Source organism: Aquiflexum gelatinilyticum (assembly GCF_024741135.1).
Classification (GTDB): Bacteria; Bacteroidota; Bacteroidia; order Cytophagales; family Cyclobacteriaceae; genus Cognataquiflexum; species Cognataquiflexum gelatinilyticum.
Genome location: NZ_JANSUY010000013.1, coordinates 31,323 through 47,475 on the forward strand (window position 1 = coordinate 31,323; position 16,153 = coordinate 47,475).

Sequence of the window (16,153 nt, forward strand, 5' to 3'; positions counted from 1 at the left end):
AATTTACAAAATTCCGATTAAGTTTCAATTTCCTAATTTTTTCTTGATTTCATTCAGTTTGATCAAAGCCTCTATAGGAGATATCGTATTGATATCTATTGCCGAAAGCATTTCCTGAGCCTCTTTGAATTTGGGATCTGCGTCGAATAGACTCAATTGATAATTGCTTTTTGGCATGTCTTTGATCCTATCCTTGGGTGCATTCATCTCTTTGTCCTTTTCCAAATGTCCCATGATTTCAGAAGCTCTCAAAACAATAGGATTTGGCATCCCTGCCATTTGGGCGACGTGTATTCCAAAGCTATGTTCGCTCCCACCTTCCTTTAATTTGCGCATAAAGATGACTTTGTTTCCGACTTCCTTGACGGACACATTGAAGTTTTTGATTTTTGGAAAGTCCTCCGCCAACTGATTCAATTCATGATAATGGGTAGCGAAAAGGGTTTTTGCACGGAACTTTGGGTGATTATGCAAAAACTCTACGATCGACCATGCTATGGAAATCCCATCATATGTGGAAGTCCCACGGCCTATTTCATCCATCAATACGAGACTTCTATCGGATAGGTTATTCAAAATACTTGCCGTTTCGGTCATTTCAACCATAAAAGTTGATTCTCCCTTAGACAAATTATCAGAAGCACCTACTCTGGTAAACACTTTGTCTATAATCCCTATCCTTGAATAGGATGCAGGAACGAAGCTTCCCATCTGGGCCATCAATACGATCAATGCTGTCTGCCGGAGTAAGGCGGATTTACCTGCCATATTCGGACCTGTAATGATGATGATCTGTTGGCTTTCATTGTCTAGGTAAATGTCATTGGGGACATACTCTTCTCCTATAGGAAGTTGCCTTTCTATTACGGGATGTCTTCCGTCTTTGATTTCGAGCGAATCTGTTTCTGCGATTTTGGGTCTGCAATAATTGTTTTTTTTGGCTACAACAGAGAATGAAAGCAAGCAGTCTACTGTGGCAAGAATCCTTGCATTTTGTTGGATCTGAGAGACATATTCTGAAGCGTCGAGTACAAGGGCCAGAAAATACTTTTGCTCAATAGCCAACATCCGGTCTTCAGCATTCAATATTTTCTCTTCATATTCTTTCAGTTCTGGTGTAATATATCTTTCGGCGTTGACCAAAGTTTGCTTTCTGATCCACTCTTGGGGAACCTTGTCTTTGTGGGCGTTGGTAACCTCTAAGTAATATCCGAATACCTTATTAAAAGCCACTTTGAGTGAAGAGATTCCTGTCCTTTGGGTTTCCCTTTGCTGAAGCGCCACCAGATAATCTTTACCGGTATTGGCTAGATTCCTGTATTCATCCAACTCATCATCCACACCCGACTTGATGATTCCGCCCTGATGTATCAGCATTGGTGCATCTTCCTGAAGTTCCCTTTCAATTTTATCCAATAAAAACTCACAGGAACTGATCTGATCTGAAAGTTTTTTGAGTGAACTGTTTTTGGATTCCTTCAGGATCTCTTTGATAGGCAGGGTATTTTTCAAAGCTCTTTTCAACTGATTCATTTCCCTGGGATTGATCCTCCCTACGGCAACTTTTGAAATGAGCCTTTCCAAATCTCCAATATGCTTCAGATGGCCTAAAATCCCCTCGGACAAGTCAGGGGATTCAAAAAAGTAATCCACCACTTTCAGTCTTTCTTCTATAGGCTCTTTTTCCTTAAGAGGCAAGACCATCCATTTTTTCATCATCCGTGACCCCATTGGGGTAATGGTCTGGTCTAGGATATTGATCAGCGGAACACCACCATCCTGTTGGGAGTAGACCAGCTCTAAGTTGCGGATGGTAAACTTATCCAACCACACATATTTTTCCTCGGCAATCCTCGAGATAGAAGAGATATGTTTGACCTCTTTGTGTTCTGTCTCCTCTAGGTAATACAATATTGCACCAGCCGAGATGATTCCATGCTCTAGCGTTTCAATCCCAAAACCCTTTAGATTGGCTGTACCAAAATGCTCTGTCAGCTTATCATAGGTATAATCCAACTGAAAAACCCAATCTTCACAGTGAAAGGTTGTAAACTGGTCTTTGAGGATTTCTTGGGCTTTTGCCCTTGCCGCTTTGGAATAAATCACCTCAGATGGGCTAAAGCTTTGCAAAAGCTTTTCGATATAGGATTGCGAACCTTCCGAGCACATGAACTCTCCTGTGGAAAGGTCCAAAAAAGATATCCCCAAGGTTTCTTTTCCAAAATAAACAGAAGCCAGGTAATTGTTTTTCCTTTTGTCAAGAACATTGTCATTGAAAGAAAGCCCGGGAGTAACAAGTTCGGTCACTCCTCTTTTGACAATTCCTTTGACGTCTTTAGGATCTTCGAGCTGGTCGCAGATTGCAACTCTATTGCCTGCTCTGACCAATTTGGGCAGATAGGTGTCGAGCGAATGGTGCGGAAAACCTGCCAATTCAATATGTGAAGCTGCACCGTTTGCCCTTTTTGTCAAAACTATATCCAATACCTTGCTTGCTTTGATGGCGTCTTCCCCGAAAGTTTCATAAAAATCCCCTACTCTAAAAAGAAGTAAAGCACCGGGATGCTTCGCCTTGATGGCATTGTATTGTTTCATCAAAGGGGTTTCTTTCACTTCATTATCCCTCTCCTTGGCCATATAGTCCCTGATTTGATTCTTTATGTTACTTTTGAAAATTAATAAAAGCTGAAATTAAAAGATATCAAAAGGGAAACAAAACCGCATGAGAAAATTAAACATGGAAGAACTCAACCGCCTGTCGGTTGAGGAGTTTAAAGGGGTGGGAAAATCTCCGATTGTAGTCGTATTGGATAATGTGAGGAGCCTTAATAATGTTGGGTCTGCATTTAGAACAGCCGACGCTTTTCTCGTGGAAAAAATATACCTAAGCGGCATTACCGGAACACCTCCCCACAAAGAAATCCAAAAGACCGCTCTTGGGGCAACAGAATCGGTAGATTGGGAATATTCTGATTCGACAAAAAACACGATTCAAAAATTAAGGGAGAATGGTTACATTATTTGTTCACTGGAACAGGTAGACCAAAGTATCATGCTTCATGAATTTCAACCCAATCCCGATTCAAAATATGCCTTTGTCTTTGGGAACGAGGTTTTTGGCATAGAGGATGAAATCATTGAATTATCCGATCATGTCATAGAAATCCCCCAGCTTGGAACAAAACATTCCCTCAATATCTCAGTCACAATGGGGATTTCCATTTGGGATTTTGTTGTAAAAATGAAAATATTAAAAAAATGAGGACAAAAAAAAAAGAGACTGACAAAGTCTCTTTTTTATTTCATTTATATTGAAATTTGCATTAATCTTCTTTGAATCTGTCTACAATGTAAAGGAATAGGTTAAATGACAGTGTAGAAATCTCTTCCTTTTTAGCATCCTTCTCACCGCCCTGTTTGAATAATGGGTTTTCCTTTTTCAGAGTAGTTGATGCAGCAGGCTTATTTTCTTTTATAGCGCTAGCACTATTTCGCTGGGCATTTTCTTGTCTCGGTTCTAAAGTGGAAGATTCAGAACTTTCATATTGAGTACTTGACTCATTGTTGTTCCTAGGCAAATCAGGAAAATTTCTTTCTCTTTCAGATTGTGCAAAAGAAATAAAGCCCACAAATACTCCTAGAAATAAGGTGAGTTGAAGCTTTTTCATTCCCATTGAAGAAATTTTTGATACTTGCAACATTTATGATGGAGGTTTGAGTAGATTTAGAACTCCCTTCAGTAGAAGAAAGTTTCCAAATATAGAAAAAATCTTATTCAATGCAAACGATTGACTTCACCGAATTTCAAAGAATTGACCTTCGAATAGGTACAATTATCAGAGCGGAGGTATTTGCAAAAACGAAGAAACCTGCTTACAAAATTTGGGTAGATTTGGGAACTCTAGGCATCAAGAAGTCATCTGCTCAAATCACATTCCATTACAAGCCTGAAGACCTTTTGGGTAGACAGGTACTTTGTGTATGTAACTTCCCTCCAAAACAAATCGCAGATTTCATGTCTGAGGTATTGGTAACAGGATTTGATGATGGAAGCGGGCAGATTGTTTTGGCATCTGTAGACAAAAATGTCCCTAACGGATCAAAATTATATTAAGTAAAAAATTTAAATCCATATTTCAAGTCCCCTGTCAGTTAATCCGACCTTATACACTTTCAAATCAGGACATTGACCGGAAAGCACAGCTCCTGTCTGAAGATCAAACCTATATTGATGCAGAGGGCAAACAATTTCATTTCTTACAATAGTCCCTTGGAGCAAAGAAGCCATCCGGTGGGGGCAAAAAGGTTCAAATGCGAATAAAGCCTCACCATTCCTTGTCACACAAATTTTTTCACCTCCCAATTGGACCAATTTGATTCCCTTTTCAGGAATCATTTGAAGTACTTGTTCTTTACTTTGCCCTAGGATAAATGTTTTCATAAGCAAGTTAAAAATACTAATTTGGAAGTCTAAACCTAATACAATCACATCATGAAAAAAATGATCTTGCTACCCCTCCTATTTTTATCCGGGTTAATTTTCGCACAAAACCTGGAAGGAGCTTGGAAAATGACCCATCAAAATGGCAAGGCCATGATGGATACTGAATACATCAAAATTTACCAAGATGGCTACTTTTCTTTTGGTGCAAAGGAAGTCGCTACCAATAAATTTGTGAGTGCCGGTGGGGGCCAATTCCGTCTCAAAGACAATCTTTACCAAGAAATGCTGGATTTTTTCACAATGAAACCGGAAATCGTAGGCCAAAGAACTGATTTCAGTTTAGACATGGTGGATGGGAAAATGGTTATTTCTACTGAAATGGAAGGGAAAGCCTTGGTTGAAATCTGGGAAAAGATAAGTGATTCAAAAGATGACCTCACCAATAATTGGGTCATCACGGGAAGAAAAAGGGACAATGAAATATCAAGAAGTACTCCCGGCGCAAGGAGAACTATCAAAATCCTCAGCGGAGGCAGATTCCAATGGGTAGCTTTTAACTCCGAAACCAAAGAATTTATGGGGACAGGAGGGGGAACATATACAGCTGAGAATGGTACCTACATTGAAAAAATTGAGTTTTTTTCAAGAGATGACAGCCGGGTCGGCGCAAGTCTAGAATTTAAATATGAGGTAATTGATGGCGAATGGCATCACAGTGGCATGAGTTCAACAGGAAACCCTATCTATGAAATCTGGTCTGCTTACAGTAAAGCATATACTCCAATTAAGTAAAACAGCCAAACTGAAAAAATTCTATCTGAAATCAAATTCAATTTGAAAAGTGAAAAAGCCAAGCACATGCATATTTCCTGTGCTTGGCTTTTTTATTTTCCTAAAGCCTTGACTTCCTCATACCGAAAGCAGTCTATCAAATGGTCGTTGACCAAGCCTGTGGCTTGCATATGAGCATATAATGTGGTGCTTCCCAAAAATTTGAACCCTTTTGATTTCATATCTTTGGAAAGTTTATCTGAAACAACAGTTGTGGCCGGCACTTGGGACAAAGATTTCAGTTGGTTTTGGACTGGCTTCCCGTTGACAAAATCCCAAATATAATTTCTGAAACTGCCGTGGGAAGCCTGAATTTCCATAAACCTTCTGGCATTGTTGATGGCAGCACGGATTTTCATCTCATTTCTAATGATGCCCGTATCTAATAATAATTCCTGGACATATCCATCGGGCAAATCTGCCACTATTTTATAATCGAATTCAGCAAAAGCTTTTCTGTACCCCTCTCTCTTTTTCAAAATAGTAGACCAACTCAATCCTGCCTGTGCGCTTTCCAATACCAAAAATTCGAATTGCTTTTGATCATCAAAAACCGGTACTCCCCATTCCTCATCATGGTACTTCACATAGTCTTCAAAACCAAGACACCATGGACAGCGAAATTTTCTTGCTTCTTGTTCTATAGGCATAGCTTTTAATTTAAATACCAAATTGATGCGTTTAGCGCTGTCGCAAAACTCACCCACATCAGGTAAGGAATCATCAGATAGGCTGCAACTTTATTGATCGGAAAGAAAACCTTGATACAGACCAGAATCATCACCCAAAGTGGTACAATAACCACCAATCCCAAAATAGGTGATTCCAAGCCGAAAAAAGCCGGAGACCAGATTCCATTGAGAAAGAGTTGGATCCCAAAAAGCCAAAGTGCGGTTTTCTTTAAGGAATGATCAGATTTCCAAATCAAAAACATGGCAATTCCCATCAACAAATAAAGTGTGGTCCACGCAGGTCCAAACAGCCAAGATGGTGGTGTAAAGGAAGGTTTGTTGATCGTCTGATACCAACTGCCAACAGAAGAAATGGTAACCAAAGCACCTAATCCTCCCGCAACCTGAGGCAAAACAATCGAAATAATCAATTTGAGAGTATTGTTCATAGCTAATCTACTGTTTCGAGCAAAGTTCTGAATACCACAAAGCGATCTTTAAATTTCTCGTTTACATCCTCTTGAAGTTTGGACGCAAATGTCATCTGGTATTCCAGTATTTTTTCCATACAGTCTGCGAAATATTGCACAGAATAATTGGTTGATCCATCCTCATTGTCATGCAGGATTTTATAAAATCTGTTTTCCAAAAACATCCCTGTGGCCAATACGTCCGGAATATGCGTTTCTTTCATCCAAGCTACCCATTCTGCCTCAGATTCTTTTTCTATATTGACGGTTACATTGTATAAGATCATAATTATTTACATTTATCTTTAATTTTGTATCATTCATTTACCAACAAATATAAGTTCATGTTGTTAATCACCCGTGAATAATCCAAAATCATTTCGGTACTATGTCCCCTAGCCTTCTCAACAAAACAGAAAACCCAACCGTGATTGAGGCCATTAAAAAAATCCAAAACAATAAAATCACTCTTTTTAAAGGAATAATTTCCGCCTTTTACATCTCAGGAATAATTGGATTGTCTATTCCTATGGTAAGATCCTATTTTCAAATGATGACTCCATTTACTTTGATTTTGAGTCTTGTCATCTTACTCCTGTTTCATTCCGGTTGGAATAAATCTTTTGGACTATTTGCAGTTTTGGCTATGGTCTTGGGCTATGGGTCTGAAGTAATGGGAATCCATACCGGTTTCCCTTTTGGGAATTATGAATATGGTCAAACCCTGGGATTTAAGCTTTTTGAAGTGCCTTTAGTCATTGGCGTAAACTGGCTGCTTCTTGTTTATCTGACAGGAAATTTATTTTCAAGTAATATAAAAAATGATTGGCTGGCTGCATGCTTGGCTGCCCTTGTGATGGTGGCCATAGATTTCTTCATTGAACCTGTGGCGATCAAACTGGATTTTTGGTCTTGGGAAGGAAATATCATTCCATTGTCCAATTATCTTGGTTGGCTAGGGGTTTCATTTATTATCCAGCTTCTTTATAGAAAATCTGATTTTCTCAAAGAAAACAAAATTTCCTCCTATTTATTGATCAATTTGGTGATGTTTTTTGCCATATTGACCTTTGTAGGTTAAAAAAAAATCGCCGATAAACATTCTTATCTACTTTGAGTTATGACACTGATGTACGCTGTATTATTTATATTGATCGGGTTTGCTATAATGGAATTTTCAGGATGGTTTATCCATAAATATATCATGCATGGTCCACTTTGGAACATCCATAAAACGCACCATGAGCCTTCAAAATCATTCTTTGAGCTCAATGACCTATTTTCATTACTATTTGGGAGCATTGCGATCCTTCTGATCTTTATTGGAGTGGATGGATTGGATTACCGGTTCTGGATAGGAGTTGGAATCAGTTTATATGGTGTGTTGTATTTTATCATTCATGACGTCCTTGTCCATAGAAGAGTAAAATGGTTTGAAAGACCAAAAAACAGCTTTTTGCTTGGAATATTCCGTGCACATCAGGCACATCATGCCACCAATAAAAAAAATGATGCTGTTTCATTCGGCTTATTTATAGTACCCAAAAAATACTTTAAACGCTAAAAAACTGTGAGTACTTATTCAATAAAAGATCTGGAACAACTGTCGGGCATCAAAGCCCACACTTTGCGTATTTGGGAACAGCGTTACAATTTGTTACAGCCCATGCGGACAGATACCAACATCAGGTTTTATGATGATGCAAGTCTCAAATTGATTCTCAATGTGGCTTTGTTAAATGACAACGGATATAAAATCAGCAAAATTGCCAACATGTCGGAAGCTGAAATGAGGGAGGAAGTTGTCAAACTCACTGAAAAAACCCTTACCCATGATGATCAAATCCACGCTCTAACCTTATGCATGATCGAGATGGATGAGGAGAGATTTGAAAAAGTGCTTTCTACAAACATTTTGAAAATAGGTTTTGAGCAAACCATGCTCAATATTATCTATCCCTTTATGTCAAAGATCGGAGTGTTATGGCAGACAGGTGCCATCAATCCTGCACAAGAGCACTTTATGAGTAACCTGATCCGGCAGAAACTTATCGTCGCTATAGATGGCCAAATCTATAAAGGAGGAGGCAAAAAGTTTTTGCTGTATTTGCCTGAAGGTGAATGGCATGAAATATCAATACTTTTTGCGGCCTACCTTGTCAAATTAAAAGGGCATAAATTGATTTATTTGGGTCAAAATACCCCTGATGAAGATCTTCAAATCGTATATAGACTTCATCAACCTGAGTTTTTGATGACCGTCATCACCACTTCACCAAACAGCGAAGAAGTTCAGGATTACATTTACAGCATTTCAGAAAGGTTTAAAAATTCGGAAATCATTTTGTCGGGCTATCAAATAGTCGGTCAAGACCTTGATTTCCCCAAAAATGTCAGAGCGATGCATTATGCCAAACAGTTAAAAGAGTTTATGGAGGAAATGGATTTGGCACTTCAAGAAAAATAGTTTCATTTATTTTACAAAATATTAAACAAGGAGAGAATTACCATTCTCCCCTTTTTTTTTGCCTTTATACTCATAAAATACCACTAATAGTTATAATGGGGGTTTTTGAAAATTTACATTTAATTTTTGTTTAAACTTTTTTATTTTTTATTAGACAAAATACTTGACATTTGTTTAAGTTTTTATACCTTTGATTAAACAAAAAATAAAAAGCCATGACGACTCTAGAATTCAGTTACTCGCTACAGAAGCTTTCCAGTTCTTTAAAGCCTTTTGCGTTAAAGTTGACCAGGGACACAGATGATGCCAACGATCTTCTGCAGGATACCATGGTAAAGGCTTTTACCAACAAGGATAAATTCACAGAAGGAACAAATCTCAAGGCATGGCTTTACACGATTATGAAGAATACCTTCATTACCAATTACCAAAGAATGGTAAGAAGAGGTACCTTTGTTGACACAACAGATAATTTGCATTATCTTAATTCAGGTGATGTTCTTGTCGAGAACGGAGCTTATGGAGACTTCGCGATGGATGACATCCAAGTTGCAATCGGAAACCTAGAAGATGTCTATAAGACACCATTTATGATGCACTTCAGAGGTTTCAAATACCATGAGATTGCAGACAAATTGGAGATCCCGATCGGGACAGTTAAAAACAGAATACATATTGCGAGGAAACTACTAAAAGATGACTTGCATATGTACAAACATAGAAATTAATGTCAAAAAACAAGAAAAATGTGGTGGTGATTGGTTCGGGTTTTGCCGGATTGTCCGCTGCCACACACCTGGCAAATGCCGGATACCAAGTGACAATTTTAGAAAAAAATAATACCCCCGGGGGAAGAGCGAGACAGTTCGAATCCGAGGGTTTTGTTTTTGATATGGGTCCCAGCTGGTATTGGATGCCGGATGTCTTTGAAACTTACTTCGGATATTTTGGAAAAAAGGTCTCTGATTATTATGATCTGAAGCGCCTCAGCCCATCCTACACCGTCGTCTTCGGGGAAAACGATTTCATGGAAATCCCTGCAAACCTGGAAGAATTCAAAGGCTTATTAGAGTCATTGGAACCGGGTGTGGGACCAAAACTGGATGAATTCCTGAAGCAGGCGGCATACAAGTACAAAGTGGGGATTGAGGATTTGGTCTATAAACCGAGCAGGTATCTGACCGAGTTTACCAACCCCAAATTACTGATAGATGTAGTTCGGATGGATGTGTTTCAGTCAATGTCCAAACATGTCAGAAAGTTTTTCAAACATGAGAAAATCATCAGATTAATGGAATTCCCGGTTCTTTTTCTAGGAGGAACTGCAGACAATATTCCTGCACTCTACAGCCTGATGAATTATGCAGACATTGCTTTGGGCACTTGGTATCCTATGGGAGGCATGTTCAAAATAGTGGAGGGCATGATCAGCTTGGCCGAAGAAAAAGGCGTGAAATTCCGGTTGGGCGCTGAGGTAGACCATATCAATGTCACCAATGGCATAGCCCGCAATGTGGTTTTGAAAAATGGTGAAAAGATCGAAACAGATATTCTGGTAGCTGGTGCAGATTATCATCATGTGGAGAATGTTTTGTTGGCTCCAGAATATAGAAACTATAATGAAGGTTATTGGGATAAGCGTGTCATGGCACCATCAAGCTTACTCTTCTACCTTGGCGTGGACAAGAAAATCGAAAACGTCACTCATCACTGCCTCTTTTTTGACGAACAAATGGGCCCGCATGCGGACGCCATTTATACTCATCCTAGATGGCCAGAAAAACCACTTTTTTACCTTTCCGCTGCTTCCAAAACAGATCCAAGTGTAGCACCGAAGGGACAGGAAAACTTAGTGATATTGATTCCACTTGCACCAGACTTGGAAGATGGAGAGGAAGTAAGGGAAAAATATTACCACATGGTCATGGACAGACTTGAAAAGCTGACAGGACAGGAGATTCGGAGCCATGTCATTTTCAAGCGTTCATATGCGCATAGTGATTTCAAATCAGACTACCATGCATTCAAAGGAAATGCTTATGGACTGGCAAACACCCTATTCCAGACTGCAATTTTGAAACCTTCTCTAAAAAATAAAAAAGTCAAAAACATGTACTATACAGGACAGCTTACTGTTCCAGGACCTGGAGTCCCTCCAAGTTTGATTTCGGGCCATGTAGTCGCAAAAGAAGTTATCAAAGAAAACAATTAGTAAATTAATTGCTATATTATAGGTATGAATGCGAGGAGCCTTTTTGACAAAACTACTTTTGAATGCAGCAAATTGATTACCCAACGATACAGCACTAGCTTTACATTGGGTATCAAAACATTGGATAAAAAATTTCATTTACCTATTTATGCGGTATATGGATTTGTCCGGTATGCTGATGAAATCGTGGATACATTTCACGACAAAGACAAAAAAGCCCTCCTTGACAGGTTCAAAAGTGATGCTTACGAGGCAATCGATGAAAGAATAAGCCTAAACCCCGTATTGCATGCATTCCAATTAATTGTAAATGAATATAAGATCGATAAAGAATTGATTGAAGCTTTCCTGAGGAGTATGGAAATGGACTTGGACTTTAAAACTTACAATGATTCAAAGTACCATGAATACATTTATGGTTCAGCAGAAGTAGTTGGTTTGATGTGCCTGAAGGTCTTTTGTGAAGGAGACAACAGCATGTATGAAAGCCTCAAATCACCTGCCTGTAAGCTGGGTGCAGCTTTTCAAAAAGTCAATTTCCTTCGTGACATCAAAAGTGATTTTGAAGAAAGAGGAAGGGTGTATTTTCCTGGGGTGGACTTTAATTCTTTTGATAAATCGACCAAACAACTTATTGAAGAGGATATTCAGAAAGATTTTGATGAGGCATTGGACGGTATCAGGAGATTGCCAAAAGGGGCCAAAATGGGAGTAAAGGTTGCTTATCTTTATTATCAAAAACTGTTCGACAAAATCAAAAGCTTACCTCCCGAGACTATAACCCAGGAGAGAATCAGGATTCCAAACAGCAGAAAATTGTCCCTGTTGCTGAGCACTTACTTTGGAACAAAACTTGGTTTCAACTGATCTCAGTTAATCTAATATAAGCAAAAAACAAGTCAATAGATTCAAGAGGATAAAAGCTTAAAAACAATTTACCAAGTCCTAAGTTACTTACCTATGATGAACTTGAAAGTACAAATCGACCAACATTCAGGCTTTTGTTTTGGAGTCGTCTATGCCATTGAAATGGCGGAGGAGGTTCTTGAAGAACAAGGTTATTTATATTGTTTGGGGGATATTGTGCACAATGATGAGGAAGTAAATAGACTGACAAAAAAAGGACTCAAAATCATAGATCATGATGAATTGAAAATTCTTTTTAATGAAAAGGTATTGATAAGGGCGCATGGTGAACCACCTTCTACATATGAACTTGCGATCAACAACAACCTTACATTGATCGATGCTAGCTGTCCAGTAGTGCTGAAACTTCAAAATCGCATCAAAAACTCATTTGACAAAGACGAAACGATCTATATCTACGGCAAACATGGCCATGCTGAAGTCATAGGACTTCTTGGGCAGACCAACAACAAGGCAGTGGTTTTTCAGGATATCAATGAACTTGATCTACCGTCGTTACCGAAAAACCTGACCTTATACAGTCAGACTACAAAAAGCACAGACAATTTTTATAAAATAAACGAAGCTTTCAAAGAAAGCGGCATAGAGGTAAATACAAATGACACCATTTGCAGGCAGGTTTCTAACAGAGACAAAGAATTAAGGATATTTGCTGAGAAATTCGACAGGATTATTTTCGTCAGTGGAACCAAATCATCTAATGGAAAAGTCCTTTACAATGTTTGCAGGGAGAAAAACCCCAATACTTACTTTGTATCAAATCCCGACCAAGTAGATATTTATTGGTTTACCGAAAATGAAACTGTGGGAATATGTGGAGCTACTTCCACCCCAATGTGGCTCATGGAACAAGTAAAAGAGAGAATAGAAACTTTTTAAGCCTTTCTTTCCTAAATTTACCGCGTGAATTACAAAGAAAAATCATCAAATTTGATTGGGAATACAGGTGTCATCATCGCGGTATGCATTATTTCCTTTTGGTTTATCTCCTTGTATTTTCTCCTGAGTTTGGATATTTCATGGTCAAATCCATTGGTTTATCTGGGCATACTGATTCAAACCCACTTATATACAGGACTTTTTATTACCGCCCATGACGCAATGCACGGGATCGTGGCTGATAATAAAAAACTAAATCATAGCATTGGCTGGATTTCCGCAATTCTTTTTTCCTATAATTTTTATTGGAGACTATTTCCAAAACACCATGAACACCATCGGTTCGTAGCTACGGACAAAGATCCCGACTATCATCCTTCCGGCAAATTCCTGATCTGGTATTTGAGTTTTATAAGACAATATGTATCTGTCTGGCAGATACTTTTGATGGCAGTGACTTTCAATGTTTTAAAACTTTTTCTTCCCACGGAAAATCTGGTGGTATTTTGGATGATGCCTGCAGTACTTTCTACCCTACAACTTTTTTATTTTGGAACATTTCTGCCCCATATGGGAGAATCCGACAACAAGCATCATTCAAAAAGCCAATCAAAAAACCACTTTTGGGCTTTCCTATCCTGTTACTTTTTTGGTTACCACTATGAGCACCATGATTCTCCAGGAACACCGTGGTGGAGACTTTGGAAGATAAAAGAAGATCTCGAAAAAGGGGGTTAATTTAACATTTATCAATTTTTTAAAATTATTTGAACAATCTTGACTAAAAACAGATTAGTACTTTGAAACTAATACCAGCATATGAGACTATTATTTACAATTATCTTACTTTCATTTACGCTTTCAGATTTATTTGCCCAAGGTGGGGAAGTCAGAGGCCGAGTTTTTAACCCAGTCAATAACGAAGGGATTCCCTTTGCAAATGTGGTTGTTTTGGGAACTGATTTCGGTACAGTGACAGATGAAGAAGGAAATTATATCTTATCAGATTTACCTGCCGGATTATATAATATCAGGGCGAGTTTTATAGGATACAGAGCAAAGACATTTTTTGAAATTCAAGTGACTTTAGCCAGAGCGGTAAGGCTTGATTTTGACCTCAAAGAGGAAGCCTCTGAACTGACAGAGGTGACGGTAGATGCTGAATTTACCCGTTCGGATGAGACTCCCATTTCAGTGAGAAGACTTAATACCAATGAAATCGAAAGGTATCCTGGCGGAAACAGGGATATCAGCAGGGTAATCCAGTCTCTCCCCGGAGTGGCAAGCACAGCAAGTTTTAGAAACGATATCATTATTCGTGGCGGAGCCCCAAACGAAAATAAGTTCTTTATCGATGAAATTGAGGTTCCGGTTATCAACCACTTTTCTACCCAGGGCTCTTCTGGAGGTCCTGTCGGAATCCTGAATGTCAACCTCATCAAGAATGTAGACGTCATCACCGGCGGATTTCCAGCAGACAGAATGAACTCCCTCAGTTCTTTCTTTGAATTCCAACTGAAAGAAGGAAGAAAAGACAAAATGTTCACCCAACTTACATTGGGAGCGAGTGAGTTGACCCTATCCAATGAAGGTCCTATTGGGGAAAAAACAACTTATATCCTTTCTGCAAGAAGATCCTATCTTCAATTTCTTTTCAGACAGCTCCAGCTTCCGTTCTTGCCTACTTTCAATGATTTTCAGTTGAAAACTACGACAAAACTCAATGCAAAAACTGAATTGACATTTATTGGAGTGGGAGCCATTGATGATTTTGCATTGAATTTTGATGTTCCTGAAGATGAAACAGAAGAAGAAAGGGAAGAAAGGCTTTATACTTTGCAAAATCTCCCTGTATCCACCCAATGGAATTATGCCACGGGTTTAAAACTGAAAAGATTTAGAGAAAACGGCTTTTGGACATTTATTTTGAGTCGAAACATGCTGAACAATCGGTCATTCAAATATGCACAAAATGACGACAGTACTCCCGAAAATCTTTTGTTTGACTATACTTCTCAAGAAAGTGAAAATAAGTTCAGGGCAGAAAATTCTATTTTCAGCAATGGATTCAATCTTAAATATGGTGTGAATTATGAGTATGCCAGGTACTTCATCAGCGAATTTGACAGAAGTACTTTAGCGACTGAAGGAGAAGTGATCAATGTGGAAGCAAAAGCATTTTTCAACAGCTACGGGGCATTTGTATCAGGAAGCAAGTATTTTAACAATGAACGCTTGCTAGTTACTGCCGGATTGAGAATGGATGGAAGCGACTTTGGCAAAACTGCTCAAAATCCCTTGAATCAATTGAGTCCAAGAGCGTCGGTTTCTTACCAAATCAAACCACAACTGTTTTGGACAGCCAATGTCGGGATTTACTACCAAAAGCCACCTTATACAGCTCTAGGATACAGAAACAGTGAGGGAGAACTCCTGAACCAGATAAACGACATCAAATTCATCAGGTCTACCCATTTCATCACCGGAATCGAAAGAGTAATCCCTGAGAAAAGCAGAAGATTCAGTGTTGAAGGATTTTATAAACTCTACGCCAACTATCCTTCCTCGATCAGAAACGGTATATCTCTAGCAAATCTTGGGGCGGATTTCGGAGTAATTGGTAATGAACCTGTAACTTCTGATTCTGAAGGCCGCGCTTATGGTTTGGAGTTTTTGGCACAGCAGAGATTGTTTAACAATTTCTATGGGATAGCTGCTGTCACTTTAGTGAGGAGTGAATTTACAAATCCAAATACTGAAGGATTTGTTCCCTCCGCTTGGGACAACAGGGTCATAGTCAGCTTAACCGCCGGCAGAAGGTTCAAGAAAAACTGGGAAGTTGGGGCAAGATGGAGATATCTGGGTGGATTGCCTTTTACTCCGGTAGATGTGGAAACTTCATCATTGAGAGAAGTATGGGACCTTACAGGTAGGGCTGTTTTGGATTTTAATCAAATCAATTCCCAGAGATTGTCAGCTTTCAATCAACTGGATTTCAGGATTGACAAGAGATATTTCTTTAATAAATGGAACTTGAACTGGTATTTCGATGTACAAAATGCTTTCAATTTCCAAGCCCAACAACCTCCCGTATTGATCCCGGTTAGAGAGTCAGACGGCAGTATCAAAATCGATCCTAACGATCCAAGCAGATACCAGATGAGGTTTATTGATAATCCTGCAGGAACTATACTTCCAACAATTGGGATAATCGTGGAATTCTAAAAAAATTAATTTTTGTCCATAAATGAA

The 16,153-nt window shown here is 38.9% G+C and carries 18 protein-coding genes; 12 read left to right on the top strand and 6 right to left on the bottom strand.

Going from position 1 to position 16,153, the window contains the following annotated elements; translation table 11 throughout:
- Positions 1 to 24: 24 nt before the first annotated feature.
- Positions 25 to 2,637 (bottom strand): DNA mismatch repair protein MutS, encoded by a 2,613-nt coding sequence (gene mutS / locus NU887_RS13910; RefSeq protein WP_258423988.1) that lies wholly within the window; start codon positions 2,635 to 2,637, stop codon positions 25 to 27.
- 85 nt (positions 2,638 to 2,722) lie between these two features.
- Between mutS and NU887_RS13915 the strand changes: the two genes are divergently transcribed.
- Positions 2,723 to 3,262 (top strand): RNA methyltransferase, encoded by a 540-nt coding sequence (locus tag NU887_RS13915; RefSeq protein WP_258423989.1) that lies wholly within the window; start codon positions 2,723 to 2,725, stop codon positions 3,260 to 3,262.
- Positions 3,263 to 3,323: 61 nt separating this feature from the next.
- On the opposite strand, the gene NU887_RS13920 is transcribed toward NU887_RS13915, so the two are convergent.
- Positions 3,324 to 3,668, bottom strand: a complete 345-nt coding sequence (locus tag NU887_RS13920) for a hypothetical protein (RefSeq protein ID WP_258423990.1) — start codon at positions 3,666 to 3,668, stop codon at positions 3,324 to 3,326.
- 110 nt (positions 3,669 to 3,778) lie between these two features.
- Between NU887_RS13920 and NU887_RS13925 the strand changes: the two genes are divergently transcribed.
- Positions 3,779 to 4,114, top strand: coding sequence for a tRNA-binding protein (locus NU887_RS13925; protein WP_258423991.1), 336 nt, complete (start codon positions 3,779 to 3,781; stop codon positions 4,112 to 4,114).
- Between the two features lie 9 nt (positions 4,115 to 4,123).
- Here NU887_RS13925 and NU887_RS13930 read toward each other — a convergent pair whose 3' ends face one another.
- Positions 4,124 to 4,441 carry a Rieske (2Fe-2S) protein gene (locus tag NU887_RS13930; RefSeq protein WP_258423992.1) on the bottom strand — a complete coding sequence of 106 codons (318 nt, stop codon included), beginning with the start codon at positions 4,439 to 4,441 and terminating at the stop codon, positions 4,124 to 4,126.
- Positions 4,442 to 4,492: 51 nt separating this feature from the next.
- On the opposite strand from NU887_RS13930, the gene NU887_RS13935 reads away from it, so the two are divergent.
- A complete protein-coding gene (locus tag NU887_RS13935; protein ID WP_258423993.1) occupies positions 4,493 to 5,236 on the top strand; it encodes a hypothetical protein in 744 nt (247 codons plus the stop codon).
- Between the two features lie 92 nt (positions 5,237 to 5,328).
- On the opposite strand, the gene NU887_RS13940 is transcribed toward NU887_RS13935, so the two are convergent.
- The 3 genes from NU887_RS13940 to NU887_RS13950 are packed head-to-tail and all read right to left on the bottom strand — an operon-like array spanning position 5,329 to position 6,703.
- Positions 5,329 to 5,925: a DNA-3-methyladenine glycosylase I gene (locus tag NU887_RS13940; RefSeq protein WP_258423994.1), complete on the bottom strand. Its 597-nt coding sequence runs from the start codon at positions 5,923 to 5,925 to the stop codon at positions 5,329 to 5,331.
- Positions 5,926 to 5,930: 5 nt separating this feature from the next.
- The gene (locus NU887_RS13945) at positions 5,931 to 6,395 is read right to left on the bottom strand and encodes a TspO/MBR family protein (protein ID WP_258423995.1); all 465 of its coding nucleotides are present in this window, start codon (positions 6,393 to 6,395) and stop codon (positions 5,931 to 5,933) included.
- A gap of 2 nt (positions 6,396 to 6,397) precedes the next feature.
- Positions 6,398 to 6,703, bottom strand: coding sequence for a DUF4286 family protein (locus tag NU887_RS13950; protein WP_258423996.1), 306 nt, complete (start codon positions 6,701 to 6,703; stop codon positions 6,398 to 6,400).
- A 101-nt stretch (positions 6,704 to 6,804) separates the two neighbouring features.
- Between NU887_RS13950 and NU887_RS13955 the strand changes: the two genes are divergently transcribed.
- The 9 genes from NU887_RS13955 (at position 6,805) to NU887_RS13995 (ending at position 16,126) form a co-directional block, all read left to right on the top strand.
- The gene (locus NU887_RS13955) at positions 6,805 to 7,497 is read left to right on the top strand and encodes a carotenoid biosynthesis protein (protein WP_258423997.1); all 693 of its coding nucleotides are present in this window, start codon (positions 6,805 to 6,807) and stop codon (positions 7,495 to 7,497) included.
- Positions 7,498 to 7,536: 39 nt separating this feature from the next.
- Positions 7,537 to 7,980 (top strand): sterol desaturase family protein, encoded by a 444-nt coding sequence (locus tag NU887_RS13960; protein ID WP_420839768.1) that lies wholly within the window; start codon positions 7,537 to 7,539, stop codon positions 7,978 to 7,980.
- 6 nt (positions 7,981 to 7,986) lie between these two features.
- On the top strand, positions 7,987 to 8,883 hold the full coding sequence (locus NU887_RS13965; RefSeq protein WP_258423998.1) for a MerR family transcriptional regulator: 897 nt from the start codon (positions 7,987 to 7,989) through the stop codon (positions 8,881 to 8,883).
- Between the two features lie 215 nt (positions 8,884 to 9,098).
- On the top strand, positions 9,099 to 9,611 hold the full coding sequence (locus NU887_RS13970) for an RNA polymerase sigma factor (RefSeq protein ID WP_258423999.1): 513 nt from the start codon (positions 9,099 to 9,101) through the stop codon (positions 9,609 to 9,611).
- Positions 9,611 to 11,095 (top strand): phytoene desaturase family protein, encoded by a 1,485-nt coding sequence (locus NU887_RS13975; protein ID WP_258424000.1) that lies wholly within the window; start codon positions 9,611 to 9,613, stop codon positions 11,093 to 11,095. The genes NU887_RS13970 and NU887_RS13975 overlap by 1 nt, the downstream gene beginning before the upstream one ends.
- A gap of 24 nt (positions 11,096 to 11,119) precedes the next feature.
- Entirely contained in the window at positions 11,120 to 11,962 is an 843-nt protein-coding gene (locus NU887_RS13980; protein ID WP_258424001.1) for a phytoene/squalene synthase family protein, read from the top strand.
- 93 nt (positions 11,963 to 12,055) lie between these two features.
- Positions 12,056 to 12,901, top strand: a complete 846-nt coding sequence (locus tag NU887_RS13985) for a 4-hydroxy-3-methylbut-2-enyl diphosphate reductase (RefSeq protein WP_258424002.1) — start codon at positions 12,056 to 12,058, stop codon at positions 12,899 to 12,901.
- 24 nt (positions 12,902 to 12,925) lie between these two features.
- Positions 12,926 to 13,639 carry a fatty acid desaturase gene (locus tag NU887_RS13990; protein ID WP_258424003.1) on the top strand — a complete coding sequence of 238 codons (714 nt, stop codon included), beginning with the start codon at positions 12,926 to 12,928 and terminating at the stop codon, positions 13,637 to 13,639.
- A gap of 81 nt (positions 13,640 to 13,720) precedes the next feature.
- Positions 13,721 to 16,126, top strand: coding sequence for a TonB-dependent receptor (locus NU887_RS13995; protein WP_258424004.1), 2,406 nt, complete (start codon positions 13,721 to 13,723; stop codon positions 16,124 to 16,126).
- Positions 16,127 to 16,153: the final 27 nt, after the last annotated feature.

Coding starts and splice junctions, on each gene's coding strand:
- NU887_RS13960 (WP_420839768.1), top strand. CDS start 7,537: ATGACACTGATGTACGCTGTATTATTTATATTGATCGGGTTTGCTATA.
- NU887_RS13995 (WP_258424004.1), top strand. CDS start 13,721: ATGAGACTATTATTTACAATTATCTTACTTTCATTTACGCTTTCAGAT.
- NU887_RS13915 (WP_258423989.1), top strand. CDS start 2,723: ATGAGAAAATTAAACATGGAAGAACTCAACCGCCTGTCGGTTGAGGAG.
- NU887_RS13985 (WP_258424002.1), top strand. CDS start 12,056: ATGATGAACTTGAAAGTACAAATCGACCAACATTCAGGCTTTTGTTTT.
- NU887_RS13950 (WP_258423996.1), bottom strand. CDS start 6,703: ATGATCTTATACAATGTAACCGTCAATATAGAAAAAGAATCTGAGGCA.
- NU887_RS13975 (WP_258424000.1), top strand. CDS start 9,611: ATGTCAAAAAACAAGAAAAATGTGGTGGTGATTGGTTCGGGTTTTGCC.
- NU887_RS13935 (WP_258423993.1), top strand. CDS start 4,493: ATGAAAAAAATGATCTTGCTACCCCTCCTATTTTTATCCGGGTTAATT.
- NU887_RS13940 (WP_258423994.1), bottom strand. CDS start 5,925: ATGCCTATAGAACAAGAAGCAAGAAAATTTCGCTGTCCATGGTGTCTT.
- NU887_RS13945 (WP_258423995.1), bottom strand. CDS start 6,395: ATGAACAATACTCTCAAATTGATTATTTCGATTGTTTTGCCTCAGGTT.
- NU887_RS13980 (WP_258424001.1), top strand. CDS start 11,120: ATGAATGCGAGGAGCCTTTTTGACAAAACTACTTTTGAATGCAGCAAA.
- NU887_RS13970 (WP_258423999.1), top strand. CDS start 9,099: ATGACGACTCTAGAATTCAGTTACTCGCTACAGAAGCTTTCCAGTTCT.
- NU887_RS13925 (WP_258423991.1), top strand. CDS start 3,779: ATGCAAACGATTGACTTCACCGAATTTCAAAGAATTGACCTTCGAATA.
- NU887_RS13920 (WP_258423990.1), bottom strand. CDS start 3,668: ATGAAAAAGCTTCAACTCACCTTATTTCTAGGAGTATTTGTGGGCTTT.
- NU887_RS13930 (WP_258423992.1), bottom strand. CDS start 4,441: ATGAAAACATTTATCCTAGGGCAAAGTAAAGAACAAGTACTTCAAATG.
- mutS (WP_258423988.1), bottom strand. CDS start 2,637: ATGGCCAAGGAGAGGGATAATGAAGTGAAAGAAACCCCTTTGATGAAA.
- NU887_RS13955 (WP_258423997.1), top strand. CDS start 6,805: ATGTCCCCTAGCCTTCTCAACAAAACAGAAAACCCAACCGTGATTGAG.